Annotated in this window: 16 protein-coding genes; 7 read left to right on the top strand and 9 right to left on the bottom strand. The window is 69.8% G+C overall.

All coding sequences use genetic code 11. The features are described 5' to 3' along the window. Positions 1–12: 12 nt before the first annotated feature. The 4 genes from H7F30_RS13675 to nudC all read right to left on the bottom strand — a co-directional run bounded on the left by H7F30_RS13675 (position 13) and on the right by nudC (position 3927). Positions 13–288 (bottom strand): WhiB family transcriptional regulator, encoded by a 276-nt coding sequence (locus H7F30_RS13675; protein ID WP_047310292.1) that lies wholly within the window; start codon positions 286–288, stop codon positions 13–15. A gap of 152 nt (positions 289–440) precedes the next feature. Next, positions 441–683: a hypothetical protein gene (locus tag H7F30_RS13680; RefSeq protein ID WP_187035753.1), complete on the bottom strand. Its 243-nt coding sequence runs from the start codon at positions 681–683 to the stop codon at positions 441–443. Positions 684–844: 161 nt separating this feature from the next. After that, positions 845–2965 carry an ATP-dependent DNA helicase UvrD2 gene (locus tag H7F30_RS13685; RefSeq protein WP_187038084.1) on the bottom strand — a complete coding sequence of 707 codons (2121 nt, stop codon included), beginning with the start codon at positions 2963–2965 and terminating at the stop codon, positions 845–847. Positions 2966–2985: 20 nt separating this feature from the next. After that, a complete protein-coding gene (gene nudC, locus H7F30_RS13690) occupies positions 2986–3927 on the bottom strand; it encodes an NAD(+) diphosphatase (RefSeq protein ID WP_187035755.1) in 942 nt (313 codons plus the stop codon). A 41-nt stretch (positions 3928–3968) separates the two neighbouring features. Between nudC and H7F30_RS13695 the strand changes: the two genes are divergently transcribed. Then, positions 3969–5123 carry a phosphotransferase gene (locus tag H7F30_RS13695; protein WP_187035757.1) on the top strand — a complete coding sequence of 385 codons (1155 nt, stop codon included), beginning with the start codon at positions 3969–3971 and terminating at the stop codon, positions 5121–5123. Between the two features lie 16 nt (positions 5124–5139). On the opposite strand, the gene H7F30_RS13700 is transcribed toward H7F30_RS13695, so the two are convergent. Genes H7F30_RS13700 through H7F30_RS13715 form a run of 4 tightly spaced genes read right to left on the bottom strand, consistent with a single transcriptional unit; the run spans position 5140 to position 13378 of the window. Continuing rightward, positions 5140–8610, bottom strand: a complete 3471-nt coding sequence (locus tag H7F30_RS13700; RefSeq protein ID WP_255464863.1) for an ATP-dependent DNA helicase — start codon at positions 8608–8610, stop codon at positions 5140–5142. Further along, positions 8607–11804, bottom strand: coding sequence for an ATP-dependent DNA helicase (locus H7F30_RS13705; protein WP_255464864.1), 3198 nt, complete (start codon positions 11802–11804; stop codon positions 8607–8609). Before H7F30_RS13705 ends, H7F30_RS13700 begins: the two co-directional genes overlap by 4 nt. Positions 11805–11849: 45 nt before the next feature. Continuing rightward, positions 11850–12197: an MGMT family protein gene (locus H7F30_RS13710; protein WP_118912151.1), complete on the bottom strand. Its 348-nt coding sequence runs from the start codon at positions 12195–12197 to the stop codon at positions 11850–11852. After that, positions 12194–13378: a ThiF family adenylyltransferase gene (locus tag H7F30_RS13715; RefSeq protein WP_187035761.1), complete on the bottom strand. Its 1185-nt coding sequence runs from the start codon at positions 13376–13378 to the stop codon at positions 12194–12196. The genes H7F30_RS13710 and H7F30_RS13715 overlap by 4 nt, the downstream gene beginning before the upstream one ends. A 93-nt stretch (positions 13379–13471) precedes the next feature. Between H7F30_RS13715 and H7F30_RS13720 the strand changes: the two genes are divergently transcribed. From H7F30_RS13720 to H7F30_RS13730, 3 genes are all read left to right on the top strand, one after another. Continuing rightward, entirely contained in the window at positions 13472–14107 is a 636-nt protein-coding gene (locus H7F30_RS13720) for a TetR/AcrR family transcriptional regulator (protein WP_118912153.1), read from the top strand. 93 nt (positions 14108–14200) lie between these two features. After that, on the top strand, positions 14201–14422 hold the full coding sequence (locus H7F30_RS13725) for a DUF3107 domain-containing protein (RefSeq protein WP_118912154.1): 222 nt from the start codon (positions 14201–14203) through the stop codon (positions 14420–14422). 220 nt (positions 14423–14642) lie between these two features. After that, complete coding sequence (locus H7F30_RS13730; protein WP_118912155.1) at positions 14643–14921, top strand: GlsB/YeaQ/YmgE family stress response membrane protein; 279 nt, start codon at positions 14643–14645, stop codon at positions 14919–14921. A 79-nt stretch (positions 14922–15000) separates the two neighbouring features. On the opposite strand, the gene H7F30_RS13735 is transcribed toward H7F30_RS13730, so the two are convergent. Then, entirely contained in the window at positions 15001–15714 is a 714-nt protein-coding gene (locus tag H7F30_RS13735; protein WP_255464865.1) for a ferritin-like fold-containing protein, read from the bottom strand. A 201-nt stretch (positions 15715–15915) separates the two neighbouring features. On the opposite strand from H7F30_RS13735, the gene H7F30_RS13740 reads away from it, so the two are divergent. From H7F30_RS13740 to H7F30_RS13750, 3 genes are all read left to right on the top strand, one after another. Further along, on the top strand, positions 15916–17571 hold the full coding sequence (locus H7F30_RS13740; protein WP_187038089.1) for a DEAD/DEAH box helicase: 1656 nt from the start codon (positions 15916–15918) through the stop codon (positions 17569–17571). Between the two features lie 136 nt (positions 17572–17707). Beyond that, positions 17708–19216: an AI-2E family transporter gene (locus H7F30_RS13745; RefSeq protein ID WP_255464866.1), complete on the top strand. Its 1509-nt coding sequence runs from the start codon at positions 17708–17710 to the stop codon at positions 19214–19216. A 332-nt stretch (positions 19217–19548) separates the two neighbouring features. Next, complete coding sequence (locus H7F30_RS13750; protein WP_118912156.1) at positions 19549–21366, top strand: BCCT family transporter; 1818 nt, start codon at positions 19549–19551, stop codon at positions 21364–21366. The last annotated feature ends 11 nt before the right edge of the window (positions 21367–21377 follow it).

Here is a 21377-nt window from a genome sequence, read left to right on the forward strand (position 1 = left end):
CCGGTGACGGCATCACGCCGCGTTCTTGCGGGGGCGGCCGCGCGGACGCTTGCGCGGCACGACGACGCCGCGCTCGAACAGCTCACCGCCCCAGACGCCCCACGGTTCCTCGCGCTCCTTGGCACCGGCCAGGCACGCCCGCACGACGGGGCAGGTGCTGCACAGAGCCTTGGCGAACTCGACGTCGGCAGGCTGCTGCGCGAACCACAGTTCCGGGTCGGCAGTGGCGCAGGGAGTCTCTACCTGGGCCACCGCCACGGGTATGAGGTCTTCGAACAATGCGGTCATGGTGTTCCTCGCTTCACGGATGACGCCCGCTCATCGGGCGATGTGTCTCGGGCGGGTCCACCGGCTCGACGTGTCGACATCTCATCGACACGAAAGAAGCCGCGGACCCGGGTTTCGGATCTCGCGGCTTCGCTTCGAAGGCTGATGTGTGACTACACCAGACCCCCGAGCGGATGCGGGGAGAACCGAGAAAGGTGGGGACGACGCTTGCCGAAGCCGCGCGCACCGGCCGAAGCGATGTTCGGCTTCTGTGCGGCGACGACGCCGGTGCGCTCAGCGCCGGCGTGGCCCAGGGCAGACGGGTACCCCGAAAGATCGAAGGTGAAACCCGTACCGCAGGCCTGGCGGGCAGCGCGCAGGGAGGCGGACGACGTCATCGTGGTGATGATGTCCATGAGGCACCTCCCTGGTCGGTCCGCTCGGCGAGCGGAGCTTTCTCGATTCTGCTCACGCGAATGCAAGGCATCCGCCGTGATGTGAGATCACAGTAGTCGGGGCGACGAGAAGCGGGCAACCGAATTAACGGGAAGATTTCTCGCAGGCCCCGAAATCCGCGTCAGGCCGGGTCGAACTCCCCGAACGCGCTCGGCGCTTCGACCTCCGCCTCCGGGTCGGCGCCGGCGAGGACTGCGAGCACGGACGCGCCGTATTTCGTCACCTTCGAGGTGCCCACACCGGAGATGGCACGCAGCCCCGCCGGCGTCGTCGGACGCGTCTCGGCGATGGCGACGAGCGTCGCATCGGTGAAGATGACGAAGGCTGGCACCTTGTCGCGCTGCGCGGCGCCACGTCGCCACGTCTTGAGCGCCTCGAACTGCCCCTCGTCGTAGGTGGCCGGGCATTCGGAGCAGCGCCCGATCTTGCGCTCGGCGGCCGTGTCGAGATCGCGGCCACAGGTGCGGCACTTCGCCGCCTTGAGCGGCTTGCTCGTTCGGGTGCTGCGAGCGCCCGGACGGCGCGCAGCGGCCGCTCCTTCCAGTACAGAACCGGTGCCGTCGAGGAAACGGGACGGCGAACGGGTGGCCCGTCCGCCCTCGTGACGGGCCAGCGCGAAGCTCAGGGAGAGGTTCTTGCGTGCTCGCGTGATGCCGACGTACATGAGGCGTCGTTCCTCCTCGATCGCCTCGGGCGTCGTGGCCATCATGATCGGCAGCAGCCCGTCGCTCGCACCGGCGAAGAAGACCGAATCCCACTCCAGCCCCTTGGCCGAGTGCAGGGAGGCGAGCGTGATGCCCTCCACCTTCGGCGCGTGTTGTTCCGCGGCCCGACGGTCGAGTTCGGCGACGAACTGACGCACCTGGGCCCCGGGCACGGTGCGCGCGACGTCCTTGCTCAGTTCCACGAGCGACTGCAGCGATTCCCACCGCTCGCGGGTGGCCCCGGCAGCCGGCGGATGTGGCGACCACCCGGCGCCCATGAGGACGTCGGCGACGGTGTCGGGCAGGGGCTTGGAGCCGTCGTCGCTACGCGCTGCACCGCGCAGCAGAAGGATGCCCCGACGGACCTCCTCACGGTTGAAGTACCGCTCGCCCCCGCGGATCTGGTACGGCACACCGGCATCCGCGAGTGCCGTCTCGAAGGCCTCGGACTGTGCGTTGGTGCGGAAGAGGATGGCGATGGTGCTCGGCTTCTCCCCTACCTTGAGAAGGGCGCGGATGTCCTCGACGACGCCGCGCGCCTCGGCCGCATCGTCGGGGTAGGTGACGAGGCGCGGCGTCGTGCCGGACCCGCGCTGGGCCTGGAGCGTCACGCTGCCGAACGCGCGGTCGGCCTTCTTCATCACCTCGTTGGCGAGCGTGACGATCTGCGGGGTCGAGCGATAGTTGCGCACGAGTTCGACGCGCTTCGCGCCCTCGAACTTCGACGCGAACGTGCGCAGATGACTGGGCGATGCGCCGGTGAACGAGTAGATCGTCTGGGCCGGGTCGCCGACGACGCACAGGTCCTTGCGCTCGCCGAGCCACAGCGACAGCAGGTGCTGTTGGACGGCGTTGACGTCCTGGTACTCGTCGACGATGAAGTGGCGATACTGATCGCGCACGGTGCGGGCGATGTCCTCGCGCTCGGCGAGGATGCCGGTCATGAGCAGCAGCACGTCCTCGAAGTCGATGACGTTGCGCGCGGACTTCACGTCCTCGTACGCGTCGAGCAGCCGCGCCATGGCCGTCAGGTCGAGGTCGGCCGGCTGACGTCCGGCTCGTCGAGCGGCGACGGGGTAGGTCTCCGGAGTGAGCATCGAGACCTTGGCCCACTCGATCTCGGAGGCCACGTCACGCAGGGCAGTGCGGTCCATCTGCAGGCGCAGGCGCCCGGCGGCCTCGCCGACGATGCTGCCCTTCGTCTTGATCACCTCGGGGGCGCCTCCACCGATGGCCTGGGGCCAGAAGTACTGCAACTGCTTGAGGGCCGCCGAGTGAAAGGTGCGGGCCACGACCTGTGGGACGCCGAGGTCGCGCAGTCGCGTGCGCATCTCACCGGCCGCCCGGGCCGTGAACGTGACCGCCAGGGTGCGCTGGCCGACGAGCGCACCGGAGTGGACGCCGTAGGCGATGCGGTGCGTGATGGCGCGGGTCTTGCCGGTGCCGGCACCCGCGAGCACGACCATGGGGCCGAGCGGGTTCGCGGCCACCTCGCGCTGCCCCGGGTCGAGCCCTTCGAGTACCGCGTCGGCATCCATCGCCCCTGGGGAGACGGAGCTCACGCGGCGCCCCCTTCGACGCCGTCGGGCAACTCGGCGCCGTACCAGTGCTCGATGAGGGAGCGAGCGATCGAGATGCGCCCCGGCAACCGCAGCGTGCCCTCGGCGAGGCCGCGCTCGATGTCGGCGCGCGAGTACCAGCCGATCTCCTCGATCTCGCCGTCCTCCGGTGTCAGCGCTGTCGTGCGAGCCGTGGCGACGAAACCGATCATGAGTGAGGCCGGGAACGGCCACGGCTGGTTACCGAGGTAGCGCACGTCGTCGACGACGACCCCGGATTCCTCGAAGGTCTCCCGTGCGACGGCGGCCTCGAACGATTCGCCGGGCTCGACGAAGCCCGCGAGCACCGATCGGTGCGGGCCCTTCCAGCGCGGCCCCCGGGCGAGCAGGATGCGCTCGTCGTCCCGGCCCTCACCGGGGTGGACGACGGCCATGATGACGGCGGGGTCCGTGCGCGGGAAGTGCAACGATTCGTCGTTCGGGCAATAACGCACCCATCCCGCCTGACGCGGCAACGTGGCGCCACCGCAACGCGGGCAGTGCCCGTGCGTGGCGTGCCAGTGCGAGAGCGCAACGGCCGTCGTGAGGGCCGCCAGGTCGTCGTGGTCGAGGTCGAGGGCCACATGACGGAGCGTGAGCAGATCCTCGCGGGAGTCGTCGGCCGGGCGCAGAAGCGCGAGGCGAGCAGACTCACCCGCGCGCCCCAGGTAGAGCACGACACCCTCGTTCTCGTACCAGTCGAGGTCGGCTGCGGAGGGCGCCCGCCACCCGAGCGCACGCCCGTCCAGCGCCGTGCGGTCACCGAAGACCTCGAGCACCTTCGTCGAGGCGTCCTGCAGCAGCCCCCGGACGAAACCGTGCCCGGCGCGGGCCGCTGCGTCACGGTCGATCTCCGACGACGCAAGCAGGAGATTCGGCAAAGAAGGCGTGGCGTCGGGCATGCCTCCCAGCGTAGGCGGCGGGTCCGACATACGGTGAAGGGGTGTTGCGCTCCCCCGTCCTTCTCGCTGCCCTCGCCGACGCTGCCGTGCCCGGCATCCGCCCCGTCAAGGTCGAAGGTCTCGCCGTGCCTGCCGGCGCGGTCTACCAGAGCGCCCACGTCACCGGCCAGGACGGCCGTGTCTGGGTGGTGCGCTCGGCCCTGACGGGTGCCGCGGGTGCCGAACTCGCTGCCTCGGACGCGCTCGTCCAGCTCCTCGACCGCCGCCTTGCGTTCGACCTTCCGCGGGTCGAGGGCTCGGCCCGCCCCAAGGAAGGGCCCGCGGTCGCCGTCTACGCCCAGCCACGCGGTAACGCCCTGGAGTGGAACGACCTGCAGGGACGCGCCGCGGCGGCGCGCGCCGTGGGTGTCGCCCTCGCGAAGCTTCACGACGTCGATCCGCGTGTTGTCGAGGAGGCGGGGCTTCCGAGCTACGACGCCGAGACCTACCGCCAGCGTCTGCTGGCCGATCTCGATCGCGCGGCTGACACCAAGCGCGTACCGTCTGCGCTGCTTTCCCGCTGGGAAGAGGCTCTCGAGGCGCCCGAGCTCTGGCGTTTCTCCACGTGCGTGACGCACGGCCCGTTGCGCGGTGAGGACGTTCTCGTCGACGAGGGTGAGGTCAGCGCGATCACCGGGTGGGAGCACGCCGGCGTGGCGGACCCGGCCCGAGACTTCTCCCTCCTGTGGACACACGCCCCGCAACAGGCGTTCGACACCGCCTTCGAGGCGTACGCCGCCGAGCGCTCCGACCGCCCCGACAGCTACCTCGAACGACGCATCCGCCTCATGGGCGAGATGGAGCTCGCCTACGCACTGCTCGCGAGCCGCACGATGGGCGAAGAGGAACTGGTCGAGTACCACGCGGAAGCTCTCGAAGAGCTCGCTTTCGACGTGGAGGACGACACGAGCCTCGTTCCGCCGCCGCGCCGTGCAGGCATCGAGCCGATCGACCTCGAAGCTCCTCTCGACCCCGCCGACATCGAGTCGGTCGGCGAGGGCGACCTCGCCCCGGATGACGATCTCACCGTGGAGATTCCGGTGCGGGTGGCCCGCGCCGAGGGCGACGCCCCGGCCGAGGACGGAGCCACCTCCACGGGTGCCACCCGCGTGGACGCCGACACCCCGAAGACCCGCCTGCCACAACGCGAAAGCTGAGCTCGCTCGGCTTCCGTCACCCCTCGGTGGCGGTGACGAGCAACTCCTCGATCTCACGCTGGGTCTGCATCGGCGGGCGGTACGTCTCTCCGCTCGCGGCGTAGAAGAACGCCCCGTCGACCATGGCCGGGTCGAGCCCCTTGAGGCGCGCGTACGCGAGGGCGTACGTGGCGAGCTGAAGGCTGCGATGGCGCAACGTCGCGGCGTCCGGGCGGGCGCCTGTCTTCCAGTCGACGACGGTGACGCCACCGTCGGCGCGCGCGAAGACGGCGTCGATGCGACCGCGAATGGCGTAACCCGCCACGACCGTTTCGACGGAGACCTCGAGATCGAGCGGGGTGCGCGCGGCCCACTCGCTCGCGAGGAAGTTCTCCTTCAGGCGCGGCAGGGCGTCATCGGTGGCCGGTTCCTCGTCGAAGAATCCGGGCAGCTCGTCGACATCGACGAGCGCAGCCGAGCCGTAGTGCTGCTCGACCCAGGCGTGGAACGCCGTACCGCGGCGCGCGGCGACCGCCGGCTCGCTCGGCATGGGCCGACGCAGGCGCCGCGCGAACGTGGCCGGATCGCTCGCGAGCGCGACGACGGCCGAGGCCGACAGGTGGGAGGGAAGCACGACCGAACGATCCTCACGCCGACGCTCACGAGCGCGCTCTGCGAGAAGGAGTTCGACCTCGAGGTCGCGGTCCTCCGGGGTGCCTTCGAGCGGCAGGCCGGCCTGACCCGGTGCTTCGAGGTCCCCGCCCTCGGCGAGACGTTCGCGCGCCTGCTCGACGAGGCGGGCACCAGGCGTCATGGCTGCGCGGTGATCGGCCATCGCGTCGACGGGCCAGATGACCTCGTGCGCGTTCTCCTCGAGGGGGTTCGTCGGAGGTTCTCCGTCGACGAGCGTGGGCGGCATCGGCGACCACTGCAGCACCTCGGCGAGGTCGGCGGCGATCACCTCCTCGAGGAAGCTCGACGCCAACCGCGGCGACTTGCTCCCGCTCGTCCACGGCGCAGCGGTGAGGAGCATCTCCGAGCGAGCGCGGGTGAACGCGACGTACGCCAGGCGCCGTTCCTCGACACGCTCGTGAGCCTGGCCCGCCTCCCGGTAGACGCCGTAACGGTCGTTGAGGTCGTCCGAGTCAGCGGCGGCTCGCCAGTCGAACGCGGGAAGGCCGCCTCGGTCGCCGCGCAGGTCGTACGGGATGCTCGCGAGGCCCGAGAGCCAACCCTTGACCTTGTGCTGCGAGAAGGCCCACTCGTCGCCGGCCGCCTGCGTTCGCCCGTCGAGCCCGGGGAAGGACCCCTCGACGAGGCCGGGCACGGCGACGAGATCCCACTCGAGGCCCTTGGCGGCGTGCACGGTGAGCACCTGAACGGCCCGGGGGTTCACCTCGATGGCCGGCATTTCTAGGCCACGTTCCTCCTCACGTGCAGCATCGAGCCAGTCGAGGAACCCTCCGAGCGTGGGACGCTCCGCCTGCGCCGAGAAGGTACCGGCGACGTCGGCGAACGCGTCGAGGTGAGCACGCGCCGTCGACGGATCGTGCCCCGGCCGCGCGAGCACCTCGATGTCGAGTCCAAGCACTCGCTCGGCCTCTCCCACGAAGTCGGCCAGCGGCAAACCGGTGAGCAGACGAAGTCGGTTCAAGGAGGTATGAAAGCCCGCCAGCCGAGCCAACGCCTCCGGCGAGAAGCGCTCGTCGTCCCGCCCACGCCACGATTCGTCTGGCAGTTCACCGATGGCTTCGACGAGGCTGATGTCGTCGCGGGTGCCTTCGGCGAGATCTGCCTCCCGGCGCGCCACCGGCGCGATCAGACCCGGTGACGCCTCGCCCTCCGAACGGCCCGGGGACTGGCTCTCCCCTGCGCTGCCGGCGGATTCGGCGGCACGCGCGAGCGCTGCCGCGGCCTCCTCGCGGTGACGCTCGTGCAGTTCACGGGCCCACGTGCCGAGGGCGTCGAGGTCGGCCGGGCCCAGGCGCATGGCCGGACCGGTGAGCAGCCGCATGAGGTGATCACCTCGACCCGGATCGTCGACGACCCAGAGCATCGAGACGAGATCGACGACCTCGGGGGTCTGCAACAAGCCACCCAGGCCGACGGCTTCGGCCGGGATGCCCTCGGCGTCGAGGGCTTCGAGAACCGGGACGAACTGAGAGCGCTTGCGGCACAGGACGGCTGCTGTTCGCTCGTGCCCGTCTGCATTGACGACGGCACGTCGTTCCGCGATCCACCGCGCGACGTAGCGCGCCTCCTCGACATCCGTCTCGAGGCGGGCCGCCTGCACGGTGCCCGGCCCGGCGTCAGGACGCGCACGCAGCGGCTCGACCGGAACACGGGAAGCCTGGGTGAGGGGCGCCGCCACGACGTTGGCCACATCGAGGACGGCCTGGTCGTTGCGCCACGACGTCGACAGCGACGCCACCGGCGTCACGTCCTCACCCGGCAGAGCGAACTCCTGACGGAACGAGGCGAGCGTCGTGGCACTCGCGCCACGCCAACCGAAGATCGACTGGTGCGGGTCACCGACGGCGATGACGCCGGGACGCTGCTCACCGCGCGCGAAGACCGAGGCGAGGAAACTGATCTGCGCGGCACTCGTGTCTTGGAACTCGTCGAGCAGCACCGCGCGGTAACGCAGACGCTCCCCCTCCCCGATCTGCTCGAAGCGCTCCGCCAATCGCGCCGCGAAGGCGATCTGGTCGGAGAAGTCGAGGGCCGAGCGTTCGGCCTTCAGCCGCGTATAACCCTCGACGAGCGGAAGCAGTTGAAGATGCCCCTTGGCCTTGATCCGCAGCGCCTTTCCAGCGTCTCCCAGGCTGCGCTTGCGGGGTGCGTACGGGATCGTTTCGAGGCCTGCGAGCAGGCCCTCGTAGTAGGCGCGCAGATCGTCGACGTCGCGCTGGTGTTCCTTGAGTTCGCCGCTCGTGGCGAGAACCCCCGCGCTAACGCTCGCTTCACCCACCGTGATGTCGGACATGTCGCCGTCCCACGAGGCCACGACCTCGTGGGCGAACTGCCAGGATGCCGACTCGGAGAGCATCCGGGAGTCGGGTTCGATGCCGAGGCGCAGCCCGTGTTCGCTCACGATGCGCCCGGCGTAGGCGTTGTAGGTGGAAACGGTGGGCGCCTCGCCGAGGCCTTCGGTGCCGTCCTCGTCGGCCTGTGGCTTCCACAGCCCGCTCGCCTCGAGCAGGCGCAGGCGCTGCCCGATGCGCTCGGCGAGCTCACCCGCTGCCTTGCGCGTGAAGGTGAGCCCGAGAATCTGCGCAGGACGCACGATGTCGTTCGCCACGAGCCACACGACGCGTGAGGCCATCGTATCGGTCTTGCCCGAGCCCGCACCTGCCACGACGAGCAGGGGCTCGAGCGGAGCCTCGATGACGGCCTTCTGCTCGGGCGTGTGCCGGTAGCGCCCCAAGGCGTCCGCGATCTCGTCCGCGCTGACGTACCGCCGACCGTTCGACGTAGCCGTGGCGGGCTCGGTGGGGATGTCGCTCACAGCGTGCGTCCTTCCGGCTGGAGAGGGCAGGAACTCTTGACCGGGCAGATCGTGCATCCCGGGTTGATGGCGGCGCGGAACGTAGCCGCGCCCATCCCGTCGGCGGTGCGTTCCATGAGGTCGCGCGCCCAGGCGCTCGTTCCGACGGAGGCTTCGGTCGAAGCCTCGTCCCCGGCCGGATCCTGGCGGGATTCGTCGGCCACGAGGGGCGGTTGCACCTGGAGCTTGGCGGGACTTCGGCTGCTGTCGCCCGCGGCTTTGCCGAGCTGAACGAGTGCGGCGCCGCCGCTCGTCACGCCCGGACCGAAGGCTCCCGCTTCGAGCGCGGCCTGGTAGGCGGCCAGCTGCGGGTGCGCCGCCACCTCGGCATCGTTGGGCTTGGACCCGCCCGTCTTGTAGTCGATGATGCGCAGGCCGCGGCCGTCGTGGCTCTCCAGCCGGTCGACCATGCCGGAGATCTTGGCCCGGCCGATGACGGCACTGAAGGGCCGCTCGACTCCGGCGCCGGACCAACCGTCTGCCTTCGCGTCGGCGAGATAGCCCTCGAGCCGGCCGATCATGCCACTCGTTCGTTCCTTGGCGACCCTCGCCAGCCAGGTTTCGCCGAGCCCGAGACGTGGCCAGCGTTCGTCGAGCGCGGCCTGCATCGCGGTGGGATCGGTGTCGGCGAACTCCTGCGCGATCTCGTGGACGAGGGTGCCGATGGTGCTTGCTCCGATCGAAGGGCCGAAGGCACCGTTCGTCGTGAGCAGCCAGTTGAGCGAACAGCGGTGGAAGCTCTCCACCTTGGACGGGCTCACCCGCACGACGCTCTCAGGGGCGCGCACCGGTCGGTCGTCGGACTGGGCGACGAGGGCCCACCAACTGCTCGGGTCAGCGCCCGGAACACCGGCTGCGGCGAGGCGGGCGAGGCGCCGGGAGGCTTCGTCTCGTTCGATCTCGTCGGTGGAGGCGAGCATCCGGCGCGCCTCCGCCACGACACCCGCCAACGTCATGGGGCGTGCCACCGAGGTGAACTCGCGCAAGGCGTCCGCTCCGGCCGACGTGGTGAGCGGGTCGACGATGTCGAGGTAGACGCTCGGCTGTTCGTCGTCGTCACGAACCGCTGTGACGAGGAGGTTCTCGCGCGCGCGGCTGACCGCCATGGCGAACTGCCGTGTCTCGTCGTAGCGCACAGCGGCCTGACGCGCGGCCAGCGAACGGCCACGGCCCGCGAGGATGTCGACGAGTTCCTCCGAGCCGAGGACCGAACCACGCAGCCGAAGGTCCGGCCAGACGCCCTCCTGAACCCCGGCGACGACGACGGTGTGCCACTCGCGTCCGGCCGCGCCGGCCGGCGTGAGCAGCGCGACGGCGTCGTCGTCCGGCGCCGCCGCGACGAGGCGGTCACCGGGAACGTCCTGGCCGCGCACGTGGTCGAGGAAGTCGCGTACCGCGGCGCCGGGCAACCGGTCGGCGTACGTGGCCGCTGCCCCGAAGAGCGCGACGACGGCGTCGAGGTCACGGTCGGCCCGGGTACCTGCGACGCCACCGCTAAGGGCGTTCGCCTCCCACGGCTCGGCGAGGCCACTGGCCTGCCACATGGCCCACAGCACGTGCTCCGCGTCGCCGGACTCACCGGATTGGGCGAACGCGGCTCGTCCGGCGTCGAGGACACGCGCCACCCGACGAGCCGGCGTGCCCTCCGGGCCGAGCGACGCGAGCAGGACGGGCTCGAACAGCGCAGCCCCGAGAAGTTCGTCGGACGTACGAGCACCGCCGAGTGCCAGTTCCTCGCGCCGCAGCGCACGCCGCAGCCGCCGCAGGACGACCGGATCCGCCCCGCCGAGCGGGGAGGTGAGCAGATCGAGCGCGAGGTCACCGGGCACCGTCTCTTCCCCCGCAGTGACGAGGTCGAGGGCGGCCAGGAAAGGACGTACCGCCGGTTCGTCCCGCAGCGCGAGTGAGGCGGGCGGGATGGCGACGGGAACCTTGGCGGCATTGAGCGCCCGACGCAGCGCCGTGGTCATGCCGGAGCCGCGCACGATGACCGCCATGTCGCGCCAGGCCACCCCGTCGACGAGGTGGGAGCGGCGCAACGTACCGGCGATGTGCGCTGCCTCCTGCGAGGCACTACGCAGCAATGCGACGTCGACCTGACCGCCCGGTCGCGTGGTGACGCTGCGGTGCGCCGCACCGTCGACCGCACCGATACGGGCGCTGACGCGTCCGCGGACGGCCGCCAGGGCACGCGGCGCGCGATGCCCCACGCCGAGCGTGAGACGCCGCGTGGCGCCGTGATCCTCGGCGACCTCGGCCATGTAGCGCGGGTCGGCTCCCCGGAAGCCCTGCACCGTGACGTCCGGGTCTCCGATGAGCACGAGTCGTTGCGTTGGCCCGACGAGCGTTCGGAGGAAGACGACGCCTGCGCGGGTGAGCTCCTGCGCATCGTCGACGACGACGAGGGAGAACTGCGAGCGGTACTGGGCGAGCAGGTCGTCGTTCGAGCGGAGCGCCTCGGCGGCCGCGCCGAGGATCCACGCCGGGTCGAACGCCCCGGGGCGCGACAGCGCCGTGACGTCGTCGTACTCGTCGAGGACGCTCGCCGCGGCACACCACTCGGGTCGGCCGTGCTCGTGGCCCAGTGCCACCAGCTCGTCCGACGAAAGGCCCCACTCCACGGCACGCATGAGCAGGTCACGCAGTTCGTTGCGCAGGCCGCGGGTGGGCAGTGCCTCGCTCAGATCGGCGGGCCAGTTCGGAACACGGCCCAGCCCGGCGCGGTGTCCCGCGAGCAACTCCTTGATCACCACGTCCTGCTCCGGCCCGGCGAGCAGCCGCGGCGCGGGAAGCCCCTCAAGAGCGGCGCGGGCGCGCAGGATGCCGAAGGCGAGCGCCTGCGGCGTTCGGGCGATCGGTTCGCTCGATGTACCTCCGACGCGCGTGGTCACCCTGGCCCGCAGCTCGCTGGCGAGCGTGCGCGTGGGAGAGAGCAGAACGCAGGCGTCCGGGGCCAGGCCGTCGCGGACTGCCTGAGCCACGAGTTCCACCGCGAGCGTCGACTTGCCCGTACCCGGCGCGCCCACGACGTGCAGCACTCGGTCGTCCGCGTCGAGCACCGCCTGCTGTGTCGCATCGAACAGCATGGCGGCCGCGGGGTCGCCGCCGGGTGTGGCGCGCGGCATCGAGCGGAGCTGGAGCGGTGGCGTCGACATGTGCGTCATCCCATCACCAGCCACCGACAACCGCGCAACGACGCGTCATTCGTCGAACCCGGGCCGCCATCGCGCGCGACGCAGATCGGCGTGATCACCGCGGATCGGTGTTCCTTCCTCGCGATAGGCCGCGAGCGCCTCCGCCTGCAGGTGCTCCGGAAGGCGACCCGCGGCGTTCGTGACGCGCCACCACGGCCAGGCCGCATCGCCCTCGCTCATGATGCGGCCGACCTGTCGGGCGCCGGTTCCGACGACCGCGGCGATGTCGCCGTAGGTCGTCACGGCGCCCTCGGGCACGTCGTGGACGACCTCGACGACGCGCTCGCGCAGTTCCTCACGCGCCCTCTCGTGCGGACGAGGTTCTGATCGAGATGTCCCGCCTGCTGCGCTCATCCGACCTCACGAGAAGTCGGCTCCGCGTGTTCCTGCCACGCGGCCAGGCCACCGGCGAGCGACATGATCCGCGGTCCCGTCTGGTCGCGACTCTCATCGAGCAGCACCCGCGCGGCCCGGGCCGAACGCGATCCTGCCGCACAGACCGTCACGACGTCACGGCCCTGTGCCGCGGTGAGGAGCTCGCGGCCCGTCGACGACTCCCACGCGCTGAGCGGCCGGACCACGACCTCACCCCACCCTGCGGGAACGGGCGATGCGTCCACTTCCGTCTGCTCCCGAACATCGACGACGAACGGGTCACCGAGCGCAGCCAGCTCCGCAGCATCGATTTCGCACACCTCGCCCACCTCGGCCCCACTGGCCCCGACGTCACTCCCCCGCCCGGCTTCGTCGAGCCCCTCGAACAGACGCTGGTCCCCGTCACCGCACACGACGCACTGCGCGTCACGCGCGAGCGGCAACCGCGTCAGGCTCGTCGAGAGCGCGTCGTAGAGCCAGACCCCGTCGCGGGCCACCTCCCCGGCGCCGGTGACGAGCTTGATCACCTCGACCGCTTCCATCGTGCCGACGACACCCGGCAACACGCCGAGCACGCCGCCGACGGCGCAGTCCGGCACCTCGCCGTCCGCGAGCGGGTGCGGGAACAAACAGCGATAACACGGGCCGACGCCCGGAACAACCACCCCGAACTGGCCCGAGAACTGCGAGATCGACGCCCACACCAAGGGAAGGCGCAACGCGACACACGCGTCGTTGAGGACGTAACGCGTCGAGAAGTTGTCGCTCCCGTCGACGACGACGTCGTACTCGGGAAGAATCTCGAGCGCAGTCCGGGCGTCGAGGCGGACCCGGTGCTCCATGATCGTCACTCCGCTGTTGAGCTGCGACGCGAACCGCGCCGCGGAGGAAACCTTGGCCTCGCCCACCCCGGCTTCGGTGTGGATGACCTGCCGCTGCAGGTTCGAACGCTCCACCACGTCGTCGTCGACGACACCGATGACCCCGACCCCGGCCGCGCTGAGGTACGAGACGACGGGCGCCCCCAGACCTCCGGCGCCGACGACGAGGACCCGTGCGTCACGCAGCGCACGCTGCCCCGTCTCGCCCACACCGGGCAGCGTCAGGTGGCGCGCGTAACGCAGGCGCTCACCCGGGTCGAGTGGTCGCGACGATGCCACAGATGTTCCTTCCCGCTAGCTGCCGCCCGCTCTGGCGGGGCGGGGCGCTAAAGTCACACCCAGCTTATGACCGCCGACGAAGGAGTTCACCCGATGACCGGCACGGACGACCCCACCAAGCGCGGACGTCTGCCCCGCTCGGCCCGGCGAGCCCAGTTGATGGAGGCCGCGCAGTCGGTGTTCGTCGAGTCGGGGTTCCACAGCGCCGCGATGGACGAGATCGCGGAGCGGGCGCACGTCAGCAAGCCCGTGCTCTACCAGCACTTTCCCGGCAAGCTCGACCTCTACCTCGCGCTGCTCGACCAGCACACCCGCGAGTTCCCCGAACTCGTGCGCAAGGCCGTCGAGTCGACCACCGACAACAACGAACGTGTCGCCGCCGCCGTCGGGGCCTTCTTCGAGTTCGTCGAGCGTGAGGACGCAGGCTTCCGCCTCGTCTTCGAGTCCGACCTGACGAACGAGCCCGCTGTCGCCGAGCGCGTCGAACGCAGCCTCGCCGACACGGCCGACATCGTCGCGCAAGTCGTACGGGAGGACACCGGGCTGCCCGAGGCGGAGGCGACGCTCGTCGCCGTCGCGCTCGTCGGCATGTCCCAGGTCGTGGCGCGCTACTGGATCGCCCAGCATGAACCCATCCCCCGCGAGGAGGCAGCGCGCATCGTCGGCATCCTCGGTTGGCGCGGCCTCACCGGTTTCCCGAAGACCGCCGGGGATGAAATCACGCGCTGAGGCGTTGACCTCAACAGGCCGTCGGCGGTCGACGGCGTACACGAGTCGTCCGCCGACCACGTCACCATTCACCGAGACACACGAGGAGGGGCCGTGGAGGTCCGCATCGGCGTTCAGAACGTCGCACGAGAGATCGTCATCGAGTCCAACGAGTCGTCCCAGGCCGTGCGCGAGGCGGTCGCCGCGGCTCTCAGCGCCGGCACGCCGCTGACGCTCACCGACGAGAAGGGGCACTCGGTCACCGTTCCGGCCACCGCCCTCGCCTACGTCGACATCGCAGCCGAGCAGAAGGGCCGCGTCGGCTTCGGCGGCTGAGTGATCCCAACCCTGCGCGAGGCGCCGCTTTCCCCTGGGAAAGGCGGCGCCTCGCCGTGTCGAGACTCGATGACGGCACGCGCCTCACGACGACCCGGGAGACGGCGACGGGATAGCACACCCGCACGGGTGGATAGTTGAAAGTGGGCTGAAAGTTCGCTTAAGTGAGCACAGAAGCGTTGGGGACACCAGCCCCAGCCAGCACTGTAAGGAGATCATCATGATCGGTACGCTCATCAGCGCCATCATCGCGGGCATCATCATCGGCGCGCTCGCGCGCCTCGTCCTGCCGGGCAAGCAGAACATCTCGATCCTCATGACGATCGTGCTCGGCGCCATCGGCTCCCTTGCCGGCTCGTGGCTCTACACGGCCATCTCCGGCAAGTCGGGCACGAACGGCATCGACTGGATCGCGCTGATCCTCGGCGTCATCGTCGCCGCGGTCCTCATCACGGTCTACCTGTCCGTGATGGGCCGTAAGAACGGCACGCGCGTCTGATTTCGCGTTCGCATTAGAGAAATCCCCCGCAACCACACGGTTGCGGGGGATTTCTCTTCGTCTGCGTCACCACACGGCGTCAGGCCGTCAGCCCCAACGCCTGCATGCGCTCGGAGTGGTTGGTCGTGAGCCGCTCGAACATGCGCGTCAGTTCGGCGAGGTCGGCGCCGACGCCCGAGCCGTCGTCGACGAGCAGGGCCGTGAGGGCGTCGTGGGACGCCGCCACACGCTGGGCCTGGCTGAGCGCCTCGCCGACGAGTCGGCGCCCCCAGAGCGCAAGACGCGAGCCGACGCGCGGATCCTGGGCGATCGCCTCGGCGAGCACCCGCTTGACGAAGGCATCCTGCTCGTCAGCGCCGACCGCGCGCTCGACGAGTGCGCGGGTCTCGGGGTCGACGTAGCGGGCGATCTCCGCGTAGAAATCATTCGCGATAGCGCTGCCTGCATAGGCCTTCATGAGGCCCTCGTACCAGTCGGCCGGCGGAGTGCGGCGGTGCCACTCGTCGATGGCGGCCGTGAAAGGCTCCATCGAGGATTCGGGCTCGGCGCCGATCTCGCGCAGCCGAGCAGCGAGCTCCTCGTAGTGGTCGAAGTCCATCCGGGCCATGCGGGCGAGAGCCAGCTTGTGGTCGAGGCGCGGCGCACGCGAGGCGTCGTCGACGGTGGCGAAGGCTCCGGAGAGTTCGCCGTAGGCGATGACGCTCAGAAGATCCACGACCCCGGCCCGGTAGTCCGGGTCGTCGAGGGTGCGCAGGACGGCAGTGGCGGGCGCGGGCGTCACGGAGTCGCTCATGAAGGCGATGCTATCGCCGCAGCCACTGCTTCGTCGCGCGGCGAGTACACTGAAACGGACAGCAGGTGCCCGGTCGGCCACGATGCCGCGACCGAGGTCGGCCCTCCGCCGCCCCCAAGGTCCACCCAAGGTCGTTCCCCGCGTGAGCGCAGTGAACGAGAAGACCTCCGATCGGCCCTCCTTCGCTCCGGCGTGGCAACCATGCCCCGGGGCCCGACAGGAAGCACGATCGTGACCCAGACCCAGCCGAGCGCGGCCGAACTCGATTCGGCCGGCATCACCTCCATCGAGGCCGAGGCCCCCGCCGAGCCCATCGCCACCCAGACGTTCGCCGACTTCGGGGTCCACCCCGACATCGTGGCGGCCCTGGCCGACAAGGGCATCGTCCACCCCTTCCCCATCCAGGCGATGACGCTGCCCGTGGCCCTTTCGGGCCACGACATCATCGGCCAGGCCCGTACCGGCACCGGAAAGACGCTCGGTTTCGGCGTCCCGCTCCTCGCCCGCGTCACCGTGAAGGGCGAAACGTCGAACTCCCCCGTCCCGGCACCCGAGGGCAAGCCACAGGCCATGGTCGTCGTGCCGACGCGTGAGCTCGCCGTCCAGGTCGCCTCCGACCTCGAGGCAGCCGCCAAGCGCCGCGGCATCCGCATCGTCCAGATCTACGGTGGCCGCGCCTTCGAGCCGCAGATCGAGGCACTCGAGCGTGGCGTCGAGGTCGTCGTCGGTACGCCCGGTCGCCTTATCGACCTCGCCTCCCGCGGACACCTCGACCTGTCGTACGTCGGCGGGCTCGTACTCGACGAGGCCGACGAGATGCTCGACCTGGGCTTCCTGCCGGACGTCGAGAAGATCCTCGCGATGACGCCGGCCGCCCGCCAGACCATGCTGTTCTCCGCGACGATGCCCGGCGCCGTGGTCGCGCTGGCGCGCCGCTACATGACGCAGCCCACGCACATCCGCGCCATGCAGGACGACGCGAGCGAGGCCGAGACGGTGGCCGCCATCGAGCAGATCGTCTACCGCGCACACGCCATGGACAAGGTCGAACTCCTCGCCCGCGTCCTGCAGGCCAAGGACCGTGGCCTCACTATCATCTTCAGCCGCACGAAGCGCACCGCCGCCAAGGTCTCCGACGAGCTGAACGCGCGCGGCTTCGCGGCAGCACCGCTGCACGGTGACCTCGGCCAGGGCGCTCGCGAGCAGGCCCTGCGCGCCTTCCGTGCGGGCAAGGTCGACGTCCTCGTCGCCACCGACGTCGCCGCGCGCGGCATCGACGTCGAAAACGTCACGCACGTCGTCAACTACCAGTGCCCCGAGGACGAGAAGACCTACGTCCACCGCATCGGCCGCACGGGCCGCGCGGGCAACACCGGTATCGCCATCACGCTCGTCGACTGGGATGACCTGCACCGGTGGACGCTCATCAACAAGGCGCTCGACCTCGGCGTCCCGGAGCCGCAGGAGACGTACTCGAGCTCCGAGCACCTCTTCACAGATCTCGACATCCCGACGAACGCCACGGGAAAGCTCCCGAAGTCGGCTCGCACCCGCGAAGGACTCGGCGCAGAGCGCGTCGAGGACCTCGGCGAGACGGGCCGCTCCGGCGGTGAGCGCTCGAGCGAGCGTTCCGGTGGTCGTGGCGGTCGCGACAACCGTTCCGGTGGCCGCGGCCAAGGTGGCCGAGGCGGCTCCCGCTCGAACGGCGATCGCCCACGTGGCGGTGACCGTCAGAGCCGTGAGAGCAACGGAGCCGACTCCTCCAAGGATTCCGGCGACGGCCAGCCGCGCCGACGTCGTCGCCGCACGCGCGGTGGTTCGGGCGGCGCGAACACGCCGCCGGCCGACCTGAACTGATCGGTCGAAACAGGGTGCATCCTTTGGGGTGCACCCTGTTTCGCATCGTGCGACACCCCGCTCCGCCACCTCGCGGGCGGCACCGCACGCCCATTACTGTGGGCCCAAAGACACTGCCACGAAAGGTCGCCCACCCATGACGCCAGCCAAGCGCCAGGACGACGATATGCCGGCTACAAACCCGGACGATTCCAGGCCACTCGACGCCGACGCCGACGTTCCGCCCCAGCAGGACGACAGCCGCAACTCCGGCGACCAGAACTTCGACGAGCGCAACCTCGATGCGCGCCGTGAGAGTCAGGACGAGAACGAGCCGGAGAACGGCCCCATGGCCGATCGCTCGCAGATCCTCGCGTCGGGCTTTGCCTCGATGTCGCGTTGGGCACTACGTATCAGCGTCGTCATCGTCACGCTCTACCTGCTCGGACGCGCGCTCGCGCCGTTCTGGGTCATCATCCTGCCGCTCATCCTCGGCCTCATCATCGCCACGGTCCTGTGGCCGCCGACGGCGTGGCTTCGTCGACGCGGCTGTGCTCCGGCGTTGGCGGCTTTCCTCTCGATCCTTGGCGCCCTCGGCATCCTCGGCGGTGTCATCTCCGCCATCGTGCCCTCGGTCGCGAACCAGGCTCCGGAACTCGCGACCCGCTCGACCCAGGGTGTCTCACAGGTTCAGGAGTGGGTCCAGGGCCCGCCGTTCAACGTTCCGCAACAGCAGATCGACAACGCAGTCGGCACGATCAACGACAAGATCACCAAGTCCGGTGACGTCATCGCGTCCGGAGTGTTCTCCGGCGTGACGACGGTCGGCAGTGTCCTCGTGACGCTCGTGCTGAGCCTCATCCTGTCCTTCTTCTTCATCAAGGACGGTGACCGATTCCTGCCGTGGGTGCGTCTGGTCACGGGTGAGCGCACCGGCGCGCACCTCACCGAGGTCTTCACCCGCGCGTGGCACACGCTCTCGGGCTTCATCCGCACCCAGGCGATCGTGTCCCTCATCGACTCGATCTTCATCGGAATCGGTCTCGTCATCCTCGACGTGCCCCTGGCCCTGCCCCTGTGTGTCATCACCTTCTTCGGTGGCTTCATCCCGATCGTGGGCGCGTTCGTCGCGGGTGCTCTCGCGGTGCTCGTCGCCCTCGTGACGCAGGGTCCGACGACGGCGCTCATCGTGCTCGGCATCATCGTGGCCGTGCAGCAGATCGAGGGCCACGTGCTCCAGCCGATGCTGCAGAGCCGCTCGATGTCGCTGCACCCCGTGCTTGTCCTGCTCGGTATCGCGGCGGGCTCCGAGGGCCACGGCGTCGTCGGTGGCTTCCTCGCCGTGCCGGTCGTCGCCACCATCGCCGTGCTCTTCCGCTACGTGGGCGAGCAGATCGACCTGCGGGCGGGCACGATCAGTGCCGACGATCTCGAGTACCGCACCGACCGGGGGCGCACCGCAGCCCTGCGCACGGAGCGTCTTCGGCGCCTCGCCGACCGGAAGGCGCGGGGTGAGGAGACCAGCATCGGCGCCGAATCACGTGCCGCGATAGCCGCGGACGACGGGGAGAAGAGCACGCTGTCGGAGGTCATTCCGCACGGCTCCGCACCCTCCGACCGCGCCCGGTCCGTCGTCGGCGGACTGCGCCGCCGCTTCCGGCGCTGAACGCATGTCGGTCACGCCCCCGTCCTCGGTCTCGCTTCCGACGGCGGGGGCGTTTCGTGCTCGGACGTGACCCGTCTGACGGGGCGGCTTAACTGATTTCATTCGCTATGCGTCACGGCCCCCGGTAGGCTCACACGGTTACCGGTCTCCCTTCCTTCGGGGGAAAGCGGTTGTCCGAGTACGAAAAGTAGGCGCCCGCAAGGGGCCGATACGGGAGGTTCCGCGTGTCCGACACGACACCACCAGCGGAACCTGACAGCGTTTCGCAGCAGCACACAACCTCGGACGAGGGCACGTCGTCGGATTCGTCGACCGCGCACTCGTCCCACGAAATGCTCGTCGGCGTCGACGAGCCCATTCCCCAGCACGAGGCCGTCCACAAGGGCACTCTCGACAAGATCATCTTCGGCGTGACGGCTACCTTCGCCATCGCGTTCGTCGCGTGGGGTCTTCTCTCGCCCAAGACGATGTCGTCGGGCTCCTCGACCGCCCTCGGGTGGGTCATGGACTCGATGGGCTGGGCGTTCATCCTGTTCGCCACGTGCTTCGTCATCTTCGCCATCTGGCTGGCGGCGAGCCGTTACGGCAACATTCCGCTCGGTCACGACAACGAGAAGCCCGAGTTCAAGACGACCTCGTGGATCGCGATGATGTTCAGCGCCGGCATGGGCATCGGCCTCATGTTCTACGGGGTCGCCGAGCCGCTCACGCACTTCGTCACCCCGCCGCCGCGTAGCGGTGCCGGCGCGGAGAGCCCCGAGGCCCTCCAGGTCGCCATGGCGACGACGATGTTCCACTGGGCGCTTCACCCGTGGGCGATCTACGCCGTCGTCGGTGTCGCCATCGCGTACGGAACGTTCCGCAAGGGGCGCAGCCAGCTCATCAGCTCGACGTTCGTTCCGCTCATCGGACGACGCCGCGCCGAAGGACCCGTCGGCAAGGTCATCGACGGTCTCGCGATCTTCGCGACCTTGTTCGGTTCGGCCGCATCGCTGGGCCTCGGTGCCCTGCAGATCGCCGCGGGCCTCGAGAAGAACGGCTGGGTCAACAAGGTCGGCGGCACGGCACTCGTGTCGATCATCGTCATCCTGACGATCTGCTTCATCTTCTCGGCCGTCTCCGGCGTCGAGAAGGGCATCCAGTACCTGTCGAACTTCAACATGGTGCTCGCCCTCGTGCTCGCCGTGTTCCTGTTCGTCGTCGGCCCGACGGCCTTCATCCTCAACCTGCTGCCGACCGGCCTCGGCGACTACATGGACCAGCTGCCCTTCATGGCGTCGCGCAGCCAGGCCACCGGCTTGCAGCCGATGCACGACTGGCTCGCGAGCTGGACGGTCTTCTACTGGGCCTGGTGGATCAGCTGGACCCCGTTCGTCGGCATGTTCATCGCGCGCATCTCGCGTGGCCGTACGATCCGCCAGTTCATCACCGGCGTTCTCCTCGTGCCGTCGCTCGTCTCGCTCGTGTGGTTCGCCATCTTCGGTGGCACGGCCATCGACGTGCAGCGTGAGACCCACGACATCGCGAAGAAGGTCGAGGGTGTCTTCACCGTCGACTCGAACGCGGCCCTGTTCGACGTCCTCGACCACTTCCCGCTCGCGGGTGTGACCACGGTCGTCGTCATGGTGCTCGTCGCCGTGTTCTTCGTCTCGGGCGCCGACGCGGCCTCGATCGTCATGGGCACGCTGAGCGAGCGTGGCCGCATCGAGCCGAGCCGCTGGGTCGTCATCTTCTGGGGTGCCGCCACCGGCGCCGTGGCCGCCGTCATGCTTCTCGCCGGCCTGGCCGAAGGAGATTCGTCGGCCGCTCTCACGAGCCTGCAGAACATCACGATCGTCAGCTCGCTGCCGTTCGTCATCGTCATGGTGCTCATGTGCGTCGCGCTCGTGCGGGAGCTGCACTCCGACCCGATGATGCTGCGCGCCCAGAAGGGACGCGACCTCATCGAGAAGGCCGTCATCAGCGGCGTCAAGACGCACGGCGGTGACGACATCAGCCTCGTCGCCGTGCCGTCCGAGCACGCCGAGAGGGTTTCGACGCTCGCCACCGAGGTCGCCACGGGTGACAGCCGTGCCACGCGTGTGCCCGGTGAGACGCCCCGACGTCCGCGTGTTCGCCCGAAGGGGCAGCCGCCGCGTCACGACGTCTGATCGGCCCCGAG

The sequence above is a fragment of the Dermacoccus sp. PAMC28757 genome, from assembly GCF_014302635.1.
Classification (GTDB): Bacteria; Actinomycetota; Actinomycetes; order Actinomycetales; family Dermatophilaceae; genus Dermacoccus; species Dermacoccus abyssi.

Excerpts from the sequence above, each read along its gene's own strand:
- H7F30_RS13675 (WP_047310292.1), bottom strand. The coding sequence starts at position 288 with ATGACCGCATTGTTCGAAGACCTCATACCCGTGGCGGTGGCCCAGGTA.
- H7F30_RS13680 (WP_187035753.1), bottom strand. The coding sequence starts at position 683 with ATGGACATCATCACCACGATGACGTCGTCCGCCTCCCTGCGCGCTGCC.
- H7F30_RS13685 (WP_187038084.1), bottom strand. The coding sequence starts at position 2,965 with ATGGATGCCGACGCGGTACTCGAAGGGCTCGACCCGGGGCAGCGCGAG.
- nudC (WP_187035755.1), bottom strand. The coding sequence starts at position 3,927 with ATGCCCGACGCCACGCCTTCTTTGCCGAATCTCCTGCTTGCGTCGTCG.
- H7F30_RS13705 (WP_255464864.1), bottom strand. The coding sequence starts at position 11,804 with ATGTCGACGCCACCGCTCCAGCTCCGCTCGATGCCGCGCGCCACACCC.
- H7F30_RS13710 (WP_118912151.1), bottom strand. The coding sequence starts at position 12,197 with ATGAGCGCAGCAGGCGGGACATCTCGATCAGAACCTCGTCCGCACGAG.
- H7F30_RS13720 (WP_118912153.1), top strand. The coding sequence starts at position 13,472 with ATGACCGGCACGGACGACCCCACCAAGCGCGGACGTCTGCCCCGCTCG.
- H7F30_RS13730 (WP_118912155.1), top strand. The coding sequence starts at position 14,643 with ATGATCGGTACGCTCATCAGCGCCATCATCGCGGGCATCATCATCGGC.
- H7F30_RS13735 (WP_255464865.1), bottom strand. The coding sequence starts at position 15,714 with ATGAGCGACTCCGTGACGCCCGCGCCCGCCACTGCCGTCCTGCGCACC.
- H7F30_RS13740 (WP_187038089.1), top strand. The coding sequence starts at position 15,916 with ATGCCCCGGGGCCCGACAGGAAGCACGATCGTGACCCAGACCCAGCCG.
- H7F30_RS13745 (WP_255464866.1), top strand. The coding sequence starts at position 17,708 with ATGACGCCAGCCAAGCGCCAGGACGACGATATGCCGGCTACAAACCCG.
- H7F30_RS13750 (WP_118912156.1), top strand. The coding sequence starts at position 19,549 with ATGCTCGTCGGCGTCGACGAGCCCATTCCCCAGCACGAGGCCGTCCAC.